This window comes from Kluyvera fluvialis, from assembly GCF_059725275.1.
Map to the genome: position 1 here is coordinate 3,654,334 of NZ_AP046142.1, position 16,403 is coordinate 3,670,736.

Here is a 16,403-nt window from a genome sequence, read left to right on the forward strand (position 1 = left end):
TTTTATGGAACCAGTAAACACCTACGCTCAGCGTATTCACCACATCATTCACGTTGCACGAGTAAGCCCGCGCAGAAGACGCTTGAAAGATGACATGCCCGTTGTTTATTTCCCCAAGGAGAGGCCATGAGCCAACGTAATCAATTTGGTCAGTTAGTGGGCGATGCCCTGCCGGACTGGCAACCTCGCCCGCATCCAGAGCGCGTCGTGCTGCAAGGCCATTTTTGCCGTCTGGAGCCGTTAAGCACTCAACACGCCGAGGCGCTGTTCGCCGCCCACCAGCAGGCAGCAGATAGCCGCAACTGGACATGGCTACTGCGCGAGCCGGAAAAATCTGTTGCGGAGTTCCGCCAATGGGTGGCGAGCGTCGAAACGCTGCAAGACCCGATCCACTTTGCGGTCATTGACGAGCGTACACAGCAACCGGTCGGTTCTCTGGCGCTGATGCGTATCGACCCCGCAAATGGGGTGGTGGAAGTGGGTCACGTCCACTTTTCACCGCTGTTAAGCCGCACGCCAACGTCCACAGAGGCACAATGGCTACTGATGCGTTATGTGTTTGAAACGTTGGGTTATCGTCGCTACGAATGGAAATGCAACAGCTTCAACGAGCCGTCGCGTAATGCGGCACTGCGTTTAGGATTTCAGTTTGAAGGGCATTTTCGCCAGGCGCTGGTGATTAAAGGCCATAACCGCGACACCGACTGGTTTTCTATTCTTGATGGCGAGTGGCCAGCGCTCGATAAGGCGTTTCAAGCGTGGCTTGCCGCCGACAATTTTACCGCCGACGGCAAACAGCTCCAGTCCCTGGAGACACTGCGAAAGGCTCACGCTTAACGCCGTTTTTTGCGTCCCTGTACTGCTTTAAAGCGGGGGTTCGATTTGCAGATAACATACAGCCGCCCTTTGCGCTTCACGATTTGGCAATCCGGGTGGCGCTGTTTAGCACTGCGCAGTGAGTTAAGTACCTGCATCATGAACCTCTTTTTACGTTAATAAAGCGGCCAAAACGCTGGCTGAAGCGCGCTACGCTACCTTCGGTAGACGCTGTGCGCTGCTTCCCGGTGTAGTACGGATGCGATTTTGACGAAACATCAATAGTGACATACGGATATGTCACGCCTTCTAACTCAATCTCACGATCGGTACTGATAGTTGAACCGACTTTAAAGTACGCATTCACGCTCGTGTCATGAAAAACCACGGTGCGGTAATGGGGATGGATATTCGCTTTCATCTGGCCCTCAAATAATTATGTTATAACATAACAATTAAAATACGCCGTCAGAAATCACATTTCAACCCTCCATTATGTAGGGACTTACGCCCGCCTTAGCGATTTTTCGCAAAAGCTCAGACCCCCGCCTGAACATAAATTAGAAAATAACGTTATTGGTGCTGATTTTCGCCATCAGGCAGGCTGTCGTTATCAACCCGACGGAGATATCCCATGCAGCGCTGTTGTTGTCATCCCGCATTCGCACCACCGCCATTACGACGTATTCATCTGCAAAATGGAGATAAACATGAGTCTGACCACCCTGCCTATTCTCAGCCTGGCGCAATACCACCAGCCGTCTGAACGCGGCGCATTTCTGCAACAGCTTCGCCACGCCGCCCGCGACGTTGGCTTTTTTTATCTGACCGATCACGGTATTAACGAGGCGTTGCAGCAGACGTTGCAATCAGAATCCCGCCGTTTTTTCGCCCTGCCAGACACACAAAAACAGCAGGTCGCGATGATTCACTCTCCGCACTTTCGTGGCTATAACCGCAGCGCGGCGGAGCTAACGCGTGGGCAACCCGACTGGCGCGAGCAGTTTGATATCGGCGCAGAGCGTCAGGCCATTGCCCTGCAACCGCACGACCCGCGCTGGTTACAGCTACAGGGGCCAAACCTGTGGCCAGAAGCGTTACCGACGCTCAAGCCGGTCTTGCTGCAATGGCAGCGCGCCATGACCGACATGGCAATGACGCTGCTGCGCGCGTTTGCCGAAGCGCTGCAACTGCCCGCGCAGGCCTTTGACAGGCTGTACGGCGAAAAGCCCAACGAGCACATCAAACTGATTCGCTATCCAGGCCAACAAGACACGCAAAACAGCACTCAAGGCGTGGGAGCACATAAAGACTCGGGTTTCCTGAGTTTTCTGCTCCAGGACAACCAGAAAGGGTTGCAGGTTGAGGTGAGCGACGGTCAGTGGATTGATGCCGAGCCGTTGCCCGGCAGCTTTGTGGTGAATATTGGCGAGCTGCTGGAGCTTGCCACCAACGGCTATCTGCGGGCTACCGTACACCGCGTCGTTTCGCCGCCAGCCGATAAACAGCGGCTGTCGATAGCCTTCTTCCTCGGCGCGCAATTAGATGCCGTCGTGCCGGTTTACTCGCTGCCCGAAACCCTGGCGCGCGAGGCCAACGGGCCGCAAAGCGACCCACAAAACCCGCTGCTGCGGGATGTCGGATGGAACTATCTAAAAGGCCGCCTGCGCTCCCACCCGGACGTCGCAGAACGCTATTACCGCGACGTCCTGCGCGCGCGCAGCGAACAACTTATCGCCTGACTCTCATTTAAAAAGGAAATACGCCATGAAGTATGCCGCATTCAAACTGGCAGGAGTTGCACTGTCTCTTTCTCTGGCCTGGAACGCGTTTGCCGATCCGCTGCGTATCGCCGCCGATCCCGTACCACACGCCGAGATCCTCAACTTTATTAAAAAGCAGGATCCGAAACTGGATCTGAAAATTGTCGAGCTGACCAGCGGCGTCAACGCCAACGAGCTGCTGGCGAACGGCGACGTTGACGCGAACTATTTCCAGCATGTGCCCTATTTGAAAGATCAGGAAAAAGCGCTGGGGAAAACCTTTTCCGTCGCCGCCACAGTGCATATTGAACCGCTGGGCATTTACTCGCACAAACATAAAACACTGCAATCGCTGCCGGAAGGGGCGACCGTTGCCGTGCCCAATAACACCACCAACTTGAGCCGTGCGCTGTTCCTGCTGCAAAGCAAGGGGTTAATTAAACTGGCGGCAAAATTCACTGACCCGGCAACCACGCTGGCAACGCCGAAAGATATCGTCGAAAACCCGCACAAGCTAAAAATACTTGAAGTGGAGTCCCCGCAGATCCCTCGCTCGCTGGATGACGTCGATCTGGCGGTTATCAACGGTAACTACGCGCTGGAAGCGGGCCTTACGCCAGCCAAAGATTCGCTGGGGCTGGAGAGCGCCGACCATAATCCGTATGCCAATATTCTGGTGACGACTCCGCAGTTGGCGAACGACCCGCGCATCAAAGCGTTGGCGAAAGATCTAGCCTCGCCGCAGGTCGCGGAATTTATTCGCCAGCACTATAACGGCTCGGTTATTCCAGTGAGCGCGCCGCAATCATGATTGTGATTGAAGGGCTGAGCAAGCAGTATGCCGGAAGCGGCCAACCGGCACTCAACGACGTTTCGTTTAGCGTCCCGAAAGGGGCGATTTACGGCATTCTGGGGCGTAGCGGCGCAGGCAAAAGCACCCTCATTCGCTGCCTGAACTTACTGGAGCGGCCCAGCGCGGGCCGTATTCTGTTCAACGGTGCGGATATTGTGCAGTACGACAAAGCGCAACTGCGCGCGCATCGCCTGCGCACCGGCATGATTTTTCAGCACTTCAATTTACTCCACGCGCGCAACGTCGCTGATAACATCGCCGTCCCGCTGGAAATTGCCGGAGTGGCAAAACCTGCGCGTGAAAAACGCGTGGCTGAGCTGCTCGCGTTAGTTGGGCTGAGCGACAAAGCGCAAGCCTTTCCCTCTCAACTTTCCGGCGGGCAAAAGCAGCGCGTCGGCATTGCCCGCGCTCTGGCGGCAGAACCGGATGTACTGCTGTGCGATGAAGCCACCAGCGCGCTGGACGCACAAACCACCGCCAGCGTGCTGGCATTGCTGGAGACGATTAATCGCCAGTTGGGGCTGACGATTGTGCTGATCACCCATCAGCTTGAAGTGGTGAAAAACCTCTGCGACCACGCCGCGCTGCTGGAAGACGGCGAGCTACAAGAAAGCGGCAAAATCGCCGATCTGCTGGCTTCGCCGTGGTCGCGGCTACGTGAAATGTTACTCGACGACGGCGATGAAGAACGCCGCTTTTTAGCCCGCCACGGCCTCGACAGGAGACAGTTATGTATCGTCGCATGAGCTGGGAAGAATTATGGCCGCTGCTGGTCGATGGCACTCTGGATACTCTCTACATGGTCGGGCTGGCGGCGCTGTTTACCGTCTTCATCGGCCTGCCGTTGGGCGTATTGCTGTTTATCTCACGCCGCCAGGGCATTGTGCCGATGCCACGGCTCAACGCCGTGCTGGGAGCCATCATTAACACTGGCCGTTCGCTGCCGTTTATCGTGCTGCTTATCGCCCTGATCCCCTTCACCCGCCTGCTGATTGGCACCACGCTCGGCAGCACGGCGGCCATTGTGCCGATTACCATTGGCGCGTTTCCCTTCTTTGCGCGGCTAACGGAAAGCGCGCTGGATGAAGTAGACTACGGGCGTATCGAAGCGGTGCTATCGATGGGCGGCAATGTCTGGCATGTGATTAGCAAAGCCTTGCTACCCGAAGCGCTCCCCGCGCTGCTAGCGGCAACGACGCTCACTATCGTGATGCTGATTGGCTTTTCCTCAATGGCGGGGGTGATCGGCGGCGGCGGGCTGGGTGATTTGGCTATTCGTTACGGCTATCAGCGGTTTAACGATCAAATCATGGTCGGGACGGTGTTGATTCTGGTGTTAATGGTACAAGGGGTACAAATGGGCGGCGACAGATTAGTCCGCGCATTGGCGCACCGCCGCTAACGGCGGATCCTGCGAGCGGGACAAATTTCGCATTATTGGAGCATGGAATGTCGGGTATACTTAGCGCAGTGTGCCTCAGATAAGGACTGGCAGTGACTACACGACATTTAGTCGGTCTGATAACCGGCATGCTGATTATGGTGATTTTTGTCCCCATCCTCCTCAGTATCTGGCTCGCTCAACGCGAAGCGCATCGGCAGTTTATCGACGAACAAGAAACCTATGCATCCCGAGTATTAATGCGCGCCGAGCAGGTCATGGGACAGGCGAAACGGGCATTAAAACAGATGGATGATATGAAGGTGGAAGGCTGTAGCCCGGTTCATCTTCAGGAGATGCGCCGGATTTCTTTCTCCTGGCGCTACATTCAAGAAGTGCTATATCTGGATGGGCGAACTATCAAATGTTCATCACTGGAAAGCCACGGCGCCCCCATTACCTTCCCGGAACCTGACCGTATTATTAAGTCCGGTTATCGCGCGTGGTACACCGAACTCAACGATCTTGGCATGCACCGCTATATGGCGGCCTTCGCCTCCAACCACCATATGGTGGTTATCGACCCTATCTCATTTATCGATGTTATTCCGTTTACGCACGCCACCACGCAAGTGGCGCTGATAAGCACTCACAATAACCGCGTGTTCGCCAGTAGCACGCCATTTGATCAACACATCTGGCAACGTATCCGGCAAGCGCAGCTTGAAACACTGACCGACAAGAATGTGGTCTATACGGTTCGGGAATATCCCGATATGCAGGTGGCGATTATGACCTGGTCGTCAACGCTACCGCTCACGCAGCGCCTGCATCAGCAGTTGTGGATGTGGGTTCCAGCGGGGATGTTGCTCAGCCTGCTGGCCGGTTTTTTGCTTTTTCAGGTATTGCGCCGCCTTCAGTCGCCGCGCCAACGGATGCTGGATGCGCTGAATAATACCGAGATTACCGTTCACTATCAGCCAATTGTCTCGCTGGCAGACGGCAAAGTTGTCGGCTGTGAAGCGCTGGCTCGCTGGAAGCAGCCGGATGGCGGCTATTTGTCGCCGGAGATTTTCATCCCGCTGGCTGAGCAAACGGGGCTGATTACCCACCTGACGGAAAACGTGGTCAAAGCGGTCTTCCGCGACCTGGGAAAATGGCTCAGCTTGCACCCTGACCAGCACGTTTCGATTAACCTGTCAGTGGCCGATTTCCAGTCCGTTGAGCTGCAAACCTTACTGCATCAGCAGCTCAGCCAGTGGAACGTTCAGCCGCGTCAGATAGCGCTGGAACTGACCGAGCGCGGTTTTGCCGACCCGAAAACCACCCTGCCAGCGATTACCGCTTACCGTAAAGCGGGCCATGCAATTTACATTGATGATTTTGGCACCGGTTACTCAAGCCTGCGTTATTTGCAGGACTTAGAAGCCGACACCTTAAAGCTCGATAAATCGTTCGTTGATGCGCTGGAATACGCGCAGGTGACGCCGTATATCATTGAAATGGCGAAAACATTACAGCTAAACGTGGTGGCTGAAGGTATTGAAACGCCCTGCCAGGAAGCGTGGCTACGCGAGCACGGAGTGCAGTTCGGGCAAGGTTGGCTGTATAGCAAAGCCTTGCCGAAAGAGGCCTTTATTTTGTGGGCGGAAAACAACCTTCATAAGCACACGGCTTAGTACCGTGCCACATCACGATGGCAGCTCGGCTTTCAGCGGCCTGCGCTGTGCCGTGCGCGGTAGCTGGAACCACGGCAGGAAAAGCTGAATAAGCGGGCCAATCGCCAGCGCATACAATACCGTGCCAATACCAAATGTCCCGCCCAGCAGCATACCAATGCCCAACACCGACAGCTCAATGGTGGTGCGAATCCAGCGGATCGACCAACCGGTGCGGGCATGAATGCCGGTCATCAACCCATCACGCGGCCCTGCGCCAAACCCCGCACCAATGTACATCCCGGTCGCCAGCGCGTTTAATAGCACCGCCATTCCCAACAGCGCGCCACGCAGCCATAGCGACTCCAGCGGCGGCATCATCGCCAGCGTGGCATCTGCCGCCAGCCCCAGCACAATCACATTGCTGATAGTGCCAAGACCGGGGCGTTGGCGCAGCGGTATCCACAACAGCAAGACGGCCACACCGGTGAGGATCATCACTACCCCCATGTCGAGCGCGGTTAAACCGGCAACGCCAAGATGAAACACGTTCCACGGGTCAGCCCCCAGATTGGCGCGCACATACACGGCGGTCGAAACGCCATAAAGGATTAATCCAAAATAGAGCTGAATCAGTCGGCGAATCATAAAAACCTCTGTCTATCGTTTGGGCTTCCATCATCATCAAAAATGGCATTATGATTAATGACCAGTTATCAGAAAGTGGACTGCTCCCATGCGTCGTCGCTCTGCTACACCCTCTTTAGTTCGCCTGCTGGGCCACTGGCAGGAAAGTGCGTCCCCCACGCCGCTATGGCGACAATTAACCGATGCACTACGGCTATTGATTCTGGATGGCCGTTTGCCACTGGACAGCCGCCTGCCGGGAGAACGCGAGTTCGCCAGCGCGCTTGGCGTTAGCCGCACTACCGTCGCCAGTGCGCTGGCGCAGTTGCGCGAAGAAGGTTATGTGCAAAGTCGTCAGGGCAGCGGATCCACGGTGACGCTCTCCGCCGAGGGGTATCAGCGCGCACCACGAATGTCCACCACGCCAACGCTGGATTTATCCACCGACGCATTGGCTGCCGGAGCCGAGATTCACCAGGCCTATAGTCACGCGCTCGCCATGCTACCCGCTCATCTTGCTGATACGGGTTACGATCAACACGGCCTGCTGGCGCTGCGCGAGGCGATTGCCCAGCGTTACAGCGCGCGCGGGCTGCCCACCACGGCGGATGAAATTATGCTGGTCAATGGTGCCGTGAGCGGGCTGGCGCTGATCCTGCGCTATCTCACCGGGCCTGGCGATCGCGTGGTGGTTGAAACGCCAACCTATCCACTGGCTATTTCCGCCATTGAAGGGGCATCGTGCCGCCCCGTCGCCCTGCCTTTGCCAGACAGCGGCTGGGACACCGATGGGTTGGCTGCGATCATTGCGCAAACTGCGCCGCGTCTCGCGTATCTGATGCCCGATTTTCAAAACCCGACCGGGCAGTGCATGGATAGCGCAACGCGGCAGAAAGTCGCCGATATCGCAGCACGCACCTGCACGACGTTGGTCGTTGACGAAACGATGGTCGATTTATGGTACAACGCCCCACCACCGCCACCGCTGGCGGCATTTAACCGTGATGCACCGGTGATTACCGTCGGCTCAACGGGCAAAAGTTTTTGGGGCGGTTTACGTTTAGGCTGGCTTCGGGCGCCTTCACGCACGATCGCCGCGCTGATTCAAACCCGCGACACGCTGGATTTAGGCTCACCTTTGCTGGAGCAATTGGCTACCTGTTGGCTGCTGGACAATGAAAACACGCTGTTACCCGAGCGGCGGCGGCAGTTGAAAGCGCGACGTGATATGTGTGCAACACTGATGCGCGAGTTTTTCCCTCAGTGGAAGTTTCTACTGCCGGAGGGCGGGTTATCGTTCTGGGTCGAGTTGCCGGAAATGATGGCGACACGTTTTGCCGCGCGCGCCGAGGGAAGCGCCATTCATCTTGGCGTTGGTACACGTTTTAATCTTGCAGGCGGCGAGCGCAATTTGCGCATCCCCTTCACGCTGGACGACGAGACGCTGCGGCAGGCATTTTGCACATTACAGCCGTTATGGGCGGAGCTTGCAGGCCAGCATGATGTCACTAAACGACGAAAAATAATTTAATTGCAGCGGAAATGTGATTTTCCAAAAGCACCTCTAACCAGTTTTACGATATTCCTTAGTGAAATAAACTAGTGCTAAAGAGTATATACTCGTCATGCGTCAAGCTGCATATATACGGATTGTAGGCCGGATAAGCATCACGCCATCCGGCAATATCTCTGCAACGCCTTACCAGGCCTACAAAATATCATCCGTAATTTGAATTGTAAGAAGAAAATCAAATAATCTGATATATATTAATGCTGTGGCGGAATCGGGAAGCCTTTTAGGGAAATGACAAAAGATTCGCCTTCTTTTTTTATTTTCGCCCCAGTATCACACCAGTCAGAGGCGATGCGAAAGAACTCATCGCTGCCAACATTCCAGTTGAGAAGAACATGTTTTACGTAGCCCGAGCGTAACAGATCGCAGGCTTCACTGTAATTACAGGCGATTGACGGTTGCTGTTTCATTTTCTCTTCTTCAGAAGTTTGCGTAATGCTTTGATTTCTTTAGGTGTAAATGCTGAAACATCTTCTTCAGTATGCTGGCTATCGATGTCTTCCTCACCCACACCCGCCCCCTCTTCCGTCGCTAATGAGATAAGCAGCAGCTTTTCCGTTGCGGCACTTAACGTCAGACTGTTGGCTTCAGCATAATGACGAAGCCTTTCTTTTACTGTTTCATCAATTTTTACGTTGAGCACTGCGACTGTCATATTGCCCCTTCCCGTCACGACGCGTCATCCCGTACACAGATTTGTGTTAACAGAATTTATAGATGAACGCGGCCAAAAAAGTTTGATGTATTATTTCTGTAACAACTAATACATGAAACAAACCACACATTCCACAAATATATTTATACCACCGTGAGTGATATAAATACCCAATGGTAATTTAAATACGATTTATGACAGCTGCATTACAGATTGATGAATATTCGTGGAATGGATGATTTTAATAACGTCATAAACAACAGGGTTAAAGGGCTGAGCTTAAGAAGCTGATATTGCGTGCAGAGGCTTTAAGGGGAGATTTTCAGGCCCAGAATTGGGTGGGGGCCCTGCCAGCTACATCCCGGCACACGCGTCATCTGCCTTGGCTGCTTCCTTCCGGACCTGACCTGGTAAACAGAGTAGCGTTGCGGGAGAACCAACAGGGCCCCCATTGAGAGCGTTGTTACCCAACGCGCTGGCGCATTATCACTGCTGAGACAGGTAATTGCAAGCTATCCGCTTCCACCTGCTGGATTCTTGCGCAATCGCCCCTTCACAGCGGCCATCGGGCTGATTATGCTGAGGGTTCCGTTTTCAGGAACATACTATGGACGCTTTAGACTCTTTTCCCCAACGGGTGTGGCAAATCGTTGCGGCAATCCCGGAAGGTTATGTCACCACTTATGGCGATATCGCCAGGCTCGCTGGCTCTCCACGTGCGGCGCGCCAGGTGGGCGGGGTGCTAAAACGCCTGCCAGAAGGCTCAACGCTACCGTGGCATCGGGTGGTTAATCGTCACGGAATTATCTCGTTGACCGGCCCCGATCTCCAGCGTCAACGTCAGGCGCTGCTGGCTGAAGGCGTGCAGGTTTCAGGGAGTGGCAAAATTGATATGCAGAAGTATCGCTGGCGAGATTAAAATGCCCTCGCAAGGGAGGGCATTGGAAGGTTACGGAACCTGAACGGGTGCAGAGTCCTGAACCGGTACTGGCGTTTGCTGTACCGGAACCAACGTCAGGTCAGCTTTAGTGCCGCCCTGGTTTATCACTTCATGCACCGTATCGGTGATAAAGATAAGTTTGCCGTTGAGGGTAATTGCAGCGCTCAACAGAATGCGAGCCTTCGGTTGAATATCTGCCGGGTTGTACGGCAGCGCAAAGGTAAACGGCGCCTGTTTCCCTTCTGTTCGCGTTACTTTTTGCGATAACACCTTCGATGGTGCATCAGCCAGCGAGGCGTCTGACAGCGTTACCGTCAACACGGCATCAGGCGGCAGCGCGACTTTCTGACGGATCCACACATTACCGGAGACATTCGGTTGTTGAACCGCTGCGGTGGCTGCTTCTGGTGCAGGTGTCTGATTCTGACTTTGCTGGTGCGTCTGCGCACAGCCCGCCAGGGTCAGTGCAACCGCCAAACCACTTATGATCGGCACGAGTTTCATTAGCATTCTCCTTTTCGCTCACTCAAGTAAGGCCAAATTTCCCCATTGAGTGACAACGCCTTAACAAACATAACCGCTTAAGTGTGGCACAGATTTCACATATATACCTACAAAGAAGCCACTATTCAGATAATTGCACCCATCGGACCACTCGCGAAACTGCGTTATACTGGAAGGATTCACCGCCGTTGTGACCGTAAAATTATAGAGGGTACTAATGAGCCAAGCGCTATCCAATCTGCTGACGTTATTGAATCTGGAAAAAATTGAAGAGGGGCTATTTCGCGGTCAAAGCGAAGACCTCGGCCTGCGTCAGGTCTTTGGCGGTCAGGTTGTCGGCCAGGCGCTATACGCAGCAAAAGAGACGGTTCCCGCCGACCGCCTGGTCCACTCTTTTCACAGCTATTTTCTGCGCCCTGGCGACAGTCAAAAAGCGATTATCTACGACGTAGAAGTGCTGCGTGACGGCAACAGTTTTAGCGCCCGCCGTGTCGCGGCAATCCAGAATGGTAAACCTATTTTTTATATGACGGCGTCGTTCCAGGCTCCTGAGTCCGGCTACGAGCATCAGAAAACCATGCCAACCGCCCCGTCGCCGGACGGCCTGCCGTCTGAGACTGATATCGCCCGTTCGCTGGCGCATCTGCTGCCGCCACAGGTCAAAGAGAAGTTTCTCTGCGATAAGCCGCTGGAGATCCGCCCAGTGGAGTTCCACAACCCGCTGAAAGGCCACGTCGCCGAACCGCGCCGCATGGTGTGGATCCGCGCTAACGGCGCAGTGCCGGATTGCCTGCATATTCATCAATATCTGCTGGGCTACGCCTCTGATTTTAACTTCCTGCCGGTGGCGCTACAGCCGCATGGCGTCGGCTTCCTTGAACCGGGAATGCAGGTAGCAACCATCGACCACTCCATGTGGTTCCATCGCCCGTTCAACATGAATGAATGGCTGCTGTACAGCGTAGAGAGCACCTCTGCTTCTAGCGCGCGTGGTTTTGTGCGCGGTGAGTTCTACACTCAGGACGGCGTACTGGTGGCCTCGACGGTACAGGAAGGGGTGATGCGTAATCGCGGTTAAGCTCCCCTTAGAGCCTATCCCATTAGGCTATAACTCCGTAGAAATCATGCCGTTCATTTAACCGGAACGGCATGACACTTCAGTCGCTAGTGATGTTTAACCGCAGAAAGCCCTACCGATAAACCAAGTATCACCACACCAATAATGTATCCCCGTCACACTTCAAGTTACCTGGGGTTGGCAGCCTTCAAGCAACTCGAATTATTTTGAGTATATTGCCAATTAAAATTTATTACCGCCCAGGTTAAAACATGACTTTTTTATCAATTCACCACGAAATAACCGAGCAATAAAAAAGAAATAAATGAGTAATCACCATCAAACGCCCCCTCCACCCTCCTAATATTACAAGAACAACTACAACCAGCATCACAAAAAAATAAGATTAAATTAAATTAAAAGAACAACAAAAATAGACGTTCACAGGGCGCAAATCAAGTCAAACCATCTAAACAAAATCTTAAAAGTATTTTTCCACAAGAGAAATCACCTACAAAATAATAAATCAAAGGTATCCTTCAAAGCCTTCATAAAATATCACAGTAAAAATTAAGGGAATTAACATGAAACTTCGCTATTTAAGTGCAGCAGCCGTCCTGGTTGCAGGAGTCTCCATCCAGGCTCAGGCTGCTGACTCAGCAAACATTGATTTTGTGGGAAATGTCACCGACTCAACCTGCGATGTCACCATTGATGGGGGATCCGCATCCAAAGTGATTACACTCACTGATATTACTGTTCCGGCCATGAAAGCAGCCACCAGCAGCCCAGCGCAGAAAGCCAGCTTCGCGATAAGCGTCAAAAACTGCGCTGCATCAGTGGTCGCCGGTAGCAAAATAAAAGGTCAATTTTCAACGGCAGGCGGCTATAACAGCACAACTCAGGCGCTATTAAATACCGACGCATCTGGCGATAAAGATGCAGGTTTCCAGGTTGAAGATACCGCAACCAATACCATCATCGATTTTCAATCAGCAGCAGCACAATCCGAAGCGGATTACGATGATACCGATGGCGCTGTGTTTAACTACACCGTAGGTTATCTCTATTCAGGTACAGGCACACCCGCTTTAGGTTCAGTAAAAGCGAATACAACGTTTACAACAACCTACCCTTAACAGATTGCATTGATTTTAAATCACCCTATCCGTGTTCTGTAACCTCATAAAATCGAGGTTACAGAATCTTTAATAAAAAAAGCTGACAATATGTTAATAAAAAAAATTGCCAAAACAATATTATTCATAAGCTGTATTATATTTTCTTATTCATCATCAGCAAGTATTGTTATTAATGCCACCCGGATAATTTACCGTTCCGATGCTAAAGAGGCATTAATTAAGATGGTAAACCAGGGTCAACAACCATTATTAATACAATCCTGGCTAGATGACGGTCGTGAGGATGTCGATCCACAAGCATTAAATGTACCTTTTATTGCCTCCCCGCCAGTCAGCCGGGTTGATCCTAAACAAGGTCTCACCGTGCGTTTAAACTGGGATGGGCAACCCTTACCCACCGACCGTGAAAGTGTTTACTGGTTTAATGCGCTTGAGATCCCCCAAAAAAATAAAGATGCCGATAAATCAAACCAACTCCAGATAGCGCTTAAAACACGCATCAAGCTGTTTTATCGCCCGGCAGCGCTTCCAGGTTCGCCCGTTCAGGCCATTCAGCACCTGAAATGGAGCCTGAGTAATCAAAGCAAACAGGTATGGGCGACAGCGAAAAACGACTCCCCATATTTTGTCTCACTGGTGGGAGCCAGCATCACCTCTGGGGGGAAAAAATACAGCATTGAACCTGATATGGTCGCACCATTTTCCAGCGCTCGTTATGCGGTGAAATCACTGACATCAACACAGTTAGATGCCGTTTCATGGACTGCTGTTAACGACTACGGCGGTAATGTGGAAGCGACTGGAAAGTAGACATAAAGAAAACAGAAAGTAAATACAGGGATTGTATCAATGGGGATTTCAACACGTCTGATAACGGTTTCAGCCTTTATATTGGCCGCTTTTTGTCGGACAGTTTTAGCTGACGAAAGCTATGTTGAATTCAACGACGACTTTATTTTCGGTAACGCAGGTAAGAAATCGACCATCGATGTGTCTCAGTATGCGCTTGGTAACCCGGTGAAGGCGGGTATCTACACGGTTTCTGTGTGGATTAACGGTGAACAACAGCAAACCACACAAGTTCGGTTTATTGAAAATAACACGCCTAATGCTTCCCCCTGCTTAACCAGAGTCATTCTGGAAGAGGCAAATATTGATGTTTCCAGGCTACCGTCAGCAGACAAAAAAGAAGACGCACAGTGTTATTTACTGCCCGATTACTACCCCTCCTCCAGCGTCAATTACGATCCTAATTCACAGGTTTTGATGTTCACTGTCCCACAACTTTTTTTGGTCAGCCATCCAGTCGGCTATGTCAATCCTTCCCGTTGGGATTCCGGTATCCCGGCAGCGCTCTTGACCTGGAACTTTAGCGGTTATCATAGCGAAAATGAAAATGATACAACCGACTCGGGCTATCTGGGGCTAGGTTACGGCGTCAACCTGGGTGCCTGGCGTTTGCGCTCCAGCGGCGCGCTGAACTGGACAAAAGACGACAGCGCCACATGGGATAATTACGATCTGTACTTACAGCGCGACCTACCGCCCCTTCGTGCGCAAATGGAATTAGGTCAAGTCACTTCACGCAGTGAAGCGCTGGATAGCGTTGGGATAAAAGGTCTTCATCTTTATAACGATAAGCGCATGGATCCCCATGATGGTCGATATGTTCCGGTTATCAATGGCGTGGCAAACAGCAATGCCAAAGTCACGGTTCGCCAACGATCGCGCATTATTTACGAAACCACCGTTCCACCGGGCCCTTTTGCCCTTAAGGACTATTACGTTGCGATAAACGGAGCCGATCTGGATGTCACTGTCGAGGAGGCTGATGGTTCAAAGCGCATCTTTACCGTACCTTACGCCTCCGTCGCGCAACTGATGACGAAAGGTGAAGTCGACTGGGATTTTGCTGCCGGGGCATTAGATAATGACAGCAGGGATGAATCTCCATGGGTAATCACCACCAACGGCAATTATGGTCTCAGTGACCTCTTCACCCTGTATGGCGGTGTACAAGCAATGGAAAGTGATTACCAGGCAGGGATGCTGGGTCTTGCAATCAACACCCAGCTTGGCGCTATCGCATTTGACGTTATTCACTCCCGCGCCTCCATTGACGGCCCTGGTATATTGCAAGGCCAGAGTTACCGCCTGACTTACAACAATATTCTGGAAGTCACAAACACTAACTTTAGCCTCAGCGCTTATCGCTACAGCACCCAGGATTACCTCTCACTCAACGATGCAATCTCTTTACAGGATAGCATTGCGGACTACGCTGACGAGTACAACACAAGCCGTGACCATGCCTGGCAGAATGAATACCTCCACTCGAAGAATGAGTTTCAGGCAAACGTTAACCAGCCCGTTATGATCGATAACGAAGACTACGGCTCCTTCTATCTCAGCGGCACCTGGACCAGCTACTGGGGGAGTGCAAACAAAACCTCACAGTATTCCCTGGGCTACAGCAATACGTTTGGCTCTATCTCATGGAATATTTCCCTGCAACGTAGCTACAACGAGTGGGGGGATGGGGATGATAGTCTGTATATCGGATTCAATATTCCTTTTGGCAACGACAGTAAAGGTCAGCAGCCGGTCTTCTCCAATCTGAGCATTAGCGCAAACACGGATTTCTCCGGCAGCGATGGTATAACCAGCACAGCCAGCGGGAGTAGCCAGAATAACAAATGGAACTACAGCCTCAGCACGACAGGCAACCAGATCCCTGACGGGGAAGACACATATGCCGTGAGTGGTTATTCCACTTACAACGGGACTCAAGGTACGACCAGTCTCTCTGCCAGTGTCGATAAAAATCGCAATCAGCAGTATTCGCTAAACAATAACGGCGGGTTGCTGTTGCACGGCGGAGGGATGACGCTTTTACCAGGAAACATCGGTATGCAGTCCGCCATTGCGTTGGTTGAAGCGAAAGGTGCTAACGGGGCAACGATAACTAATGGCTATGGTGAAATTGATCATGCCGGATACGCCGTCGCCACCAGCCTCACGCCGTATGCAGAAAATACCGTCGGCCTCGATCTCAGCTCGGTGGAAAATGATGTTGAAGTGAAAAATACCTCAGCCTCCGTGGTTCCACGCGAAGGCGCAGTGGTGAAAGTCTCATTTGAAACCCAGACGGGACAATCCGTCTTTGTCACCTTGCGCCGTAGCGATAACAGCTTTATCCCGCTGGGGGCCTCGGTACTGAATGAGCAAGGGGAATCCGTTGGCGCCATGGGTCAGGCTGGTCGGGCATTTTTACGCGGCATTGCAGGCAGTGGACAGTTGAAAGTCGTCTGGGGCAGTGACAACCAGAGCTTCTGCGGTGTCAGCTATCAAATTCCGCAAGACCCCGTGATGATCGGGAAATCCATCCGTCTGGATACGTTAGTTTGCCAGATGCCGGATTCAAGGAGATAAGG

At 52.5% G+C, this 16,403-nt stretch carries 18 protein-coding genes and 1 other RNA gene; 12 read left to right on the forward strand and 7 right to left on the reverse strand.

Features of this window, described 5'->3' with window-relative positions:
- Positions 1 to 126 precede the first annotated feature (126 nt).
- Positions 127 to 837 (forward strand): GNAT family N-acetyltransferase, encoded by a 711-nt coding sequence (locus AC6I4B_RS17375; RefSeq protein WP_497766968.1) that lies wholly within the window; start codon positions 127 to 129, stop codon positions 835 to 837.
- Here the strand turns inward: AC6I4B_RS17375 and ykgO are convergent.
- Positions 834 to 974, reverse strand: coding sequence for a type B 50S ribosomal protein L36 (gene ykgO / locus AC6I4B_RS17380; protein WP_003859006.1), 141 nt, complete (start codon positions 972 to 974; stop codon positions 834 to 836). The two genes, AC6I4B_RS17375 and ykgO, sit on opposite strands and share 4 nt — an antisense overlap.
- A complete protein-coding gene (locus AC6I4B_RS17385) occupies positions 974 to 1,237 on the reverse strand; it encodes a type B 50S ribosomal protein L31 (protein WP_497766970.1) in 264 nt (87 codons plus the stop codon). The genes ykgO and AC6I4B_RS17385 overlap by 1 nt, the downstream gene beginning before the upstream one ends.
- 289 nt (positions 1,238 to 1,526) lie before the next feature.
- Here AC6I4B_RS17385 and AC6I4B_RS17390 point away from each other — a divergent pair, with 289 nt between their 5' ends.
- From AC6I4B_RS17390 to pdeB, 5 genes are all read left to right on the forward strand, one after another.
- On the forward strand, positions 1,527 to 2,558 hold the full coding sequence (locus AC6I4B_RS17390) for an isopenicillin N synthase family dioxygenase (RefSeq protein WP_497766972.1): 1,032 nt from the start codon (positions 1,527 to 1,529) through the stop codon (positions 2,556 to 2,558).
- A 25-nt stretch (positions 2,559 to 2,583) separates the two neighbouring features.
- Entirely contained in the window at positions 2,584 to 3,390 is an 807-nt protein-coding gene (locus tag AC6I4B_RS17395) for a MetQ/NlpA family ABC transporter substrate-binding protein (protein WP_497766973.1), read from the forward strand.
- Positions 3,387 to 4,178, forward strand: coding sequence for a methionine ABC transporter ATP-binding protein (locus tag AC6I4B_RS17400; RefSeq protein ID WP_497766975.1), 792 nt, complete (start codon positions 3,387 to 3,389; stop codon positions 4,176 to 4,178). Before AC6I4B_RS17395 ends, AC6I4B_RS17400 begins: the two co-directional genes overlap by 4 nt.
- The gene (locus AC6I4B_RS17405; RefSeq protein WP_497772218.1) at positions 4,175 to 4,834 is read left to right on the forward strand and encodes a methionine ABC transporter permease; all 660 of its coding nucleotides are present in this window, start codon (positions 4,175 to 4,177) and stop codon (positions 4,832 to 4,834) included. The genes AC6I4B_RS17400 and AC6I4B_RS17405 overlap by 4 nt, the downstream gene beginning before the upstream one ends.
- A 92-nt stretch (positions 4,835 to 4,926) precedes the next feature.
- The gene (pdeB, locus tag AC6I4B_RS17410) at positions 4,927 to 6,492 is read left to right on the forward strand and encodes a cyclic di-3',5'-guanosine monophosphate phosphodiesterase PdeB (RefSeq protein WP_497766976.1); all 1,566 of its coding nucleotides are present in this window, start codon (positions 4,927 to 4,929) and stop codon (positions 6,490 to 6,492) included.
- Positions 6,493 to 6,504: 12 nt separating this feature from the next.
- Here pdeB and yczE read toward each other — a convergent pair whose 3' ends face one another.
- Positions 6,505 to 7,119 (reverse strand): membrane protein YczE, encoded by a 615-nt coding sequence (gene yczE, locus AC6I4B_RS17415; protein WP_497766978.1) that lies wholly within the window; start codon positions 7,117 to 7,119, stop codon positions 6,505 to 6,507.
- 88 nt (positions 7,120 to 7,207) lie between these two features.
- Between yczE and yczR the strand changes: the two genes are divergently transcribed.
- Positions 7,208 to 8,629, forward strand: coding sequence for a MocR-like transcription factor YczR (gene yczR / locus AC6I4B_RS17420; protein ID WP_497766979.1), 1,422 nt, complete (start codon positions 7,208 to 7,210; stop codon positions 8,627 to 8,629).
- Between the two features lie 236 nt (positions 8,630 to 8,865).
- Here the strand turns inward: yczR and AC6I4B_RS17425 are convergent, their stop codons facing one another.
- The 3 genes from AC6I4B_RS17425 to ffs all read right to left on the reverse strand — a co-directional run bounded on the left by AC6I4B_RS17425 (position 8,866) and on the right by ffs (position 9,768).
- Positions 8,866 to 9,081, reverse strand: coding sequence for a hypothetical protein (locus tag AC6I4B_RS17425; RefSeq protein ID WP_497766981.1), 216 nt, complete (start codon positions 9,079 to 9,081; stop codon positions 8,866 to 8,868).
- Positions 9,078 to 9,326 (reverse strand): hypothetical protein, encoded by a 249-nt coding sequence (locus AC6I4B_RS17430; RefSeq protein ID WP_497766983.1) that lies wholly within the window; start codon positions 9,324 to 9,326, stop codon positions 9,078 to 9,080. The genes AC6I4B_RS17425 and AC6I4B_RS17430 overlap by 4 nt, the downstream gene beginning before the upstream one ends.
- Before the next feature lie 345 nt (positions 9,327 to 9,671).
- An RNA gene (gene ffs, locus AC6I4B_RS17435) (signal recognition particle sRNA small type) lies at positions 9,672 to 9,768 on the reverse strand.
- A gap of 165 nt (positions 9,769 to 9,933) precedes the next feature.
- On the opposite strand from ffs, the gene AC6I4B_RS17440 reads away from it, so the two are divergent.
- Positions 9,934 to 10,245, forward strand: a complete 312-nt coding sequence (locus tag AC6I4B_RS17440; RefSeq protein ID WP_497766984.1) for an MGMT family protein — start codon at positions 9,934 to 9,936, stop codon at positions 10,243 to 10,245.
- A 30-nt stretch (positions 10,246 to 10,275) separates the two neighbouring features.
- On the opposite strand, the gene AC6I4B_RS17445 is transcribed toward AC6I4B_RS17440, so the two are convergent.
- Positions 10,276 to 10,770 carry a YbaY family lipoprotein gene (locus AC6I4B_RS17445; protein WP_497766986.1) on the reverse strand — a complete coding sequence of 165 codons (495 nt, stop codon included), beginning with the start codon at positions 10,768 to 10,770 and terminating at the stop codon, positions 10,276 to 10,278.
- 217 nt (positions 10,771 to 10,987) lie between these two features.
- On the opposite strand from AC6I4B_RS17445, the gene tesB reads away from it, so the two are divergent.
- From tesB to AC6I4B_RS17465, 4 genes are all read left to right on the forward strand, one after another.
- Complete coding sequence (tesB, locus tag AC6I4B_RS17450) at positions 10,988 to 11,848, forward strand: acyl-CoA thioesterase II (protein WP_497766987.1); 861 nt, start codon at positions 10,988 to 10,990, stop codon at positions 11,846 to 11,848.
- Positions 11,849 to 12,411: 563 nt separating this feature from the next.
- Entirely contained in the window at positions 12,412 to 12,966 is a 555-nt protein-coding gene (locus AC6I4B_RS17455; protein WP_497766989.1) for a fimbrial protein, read from the forward strand.
- 90 nt (positions 12,967 to 13,056) lie between these two features.
- Positions 13,057 to 13,779: a fimbrial chaperone gene (locus AC6I4B_RS17460; protein ID WP_497766990.1), complete on the forward strand. Its 723-nt coding sequence runs from the start codon at positions 13,057 to 13,059 to the stop codon at positions 13,777 to 13,779.
- A 39-nt stretch (positions 13,780 to 13,818) separates the two neighbouring features.
- Positions 13,819 to 16,401, forward strand: a complete 2,583-nt coding sequence (locus tag AC6I4B_RS17465) for an outer membrane usher protein (RefSeq protein WP_497766992.1) — start codon at positions 13,819 to 13,821, stop codon at positions 16,399 to 16,401.
- Positions 16,402 to 16,403: the final 2 nt, after the last annotated feature.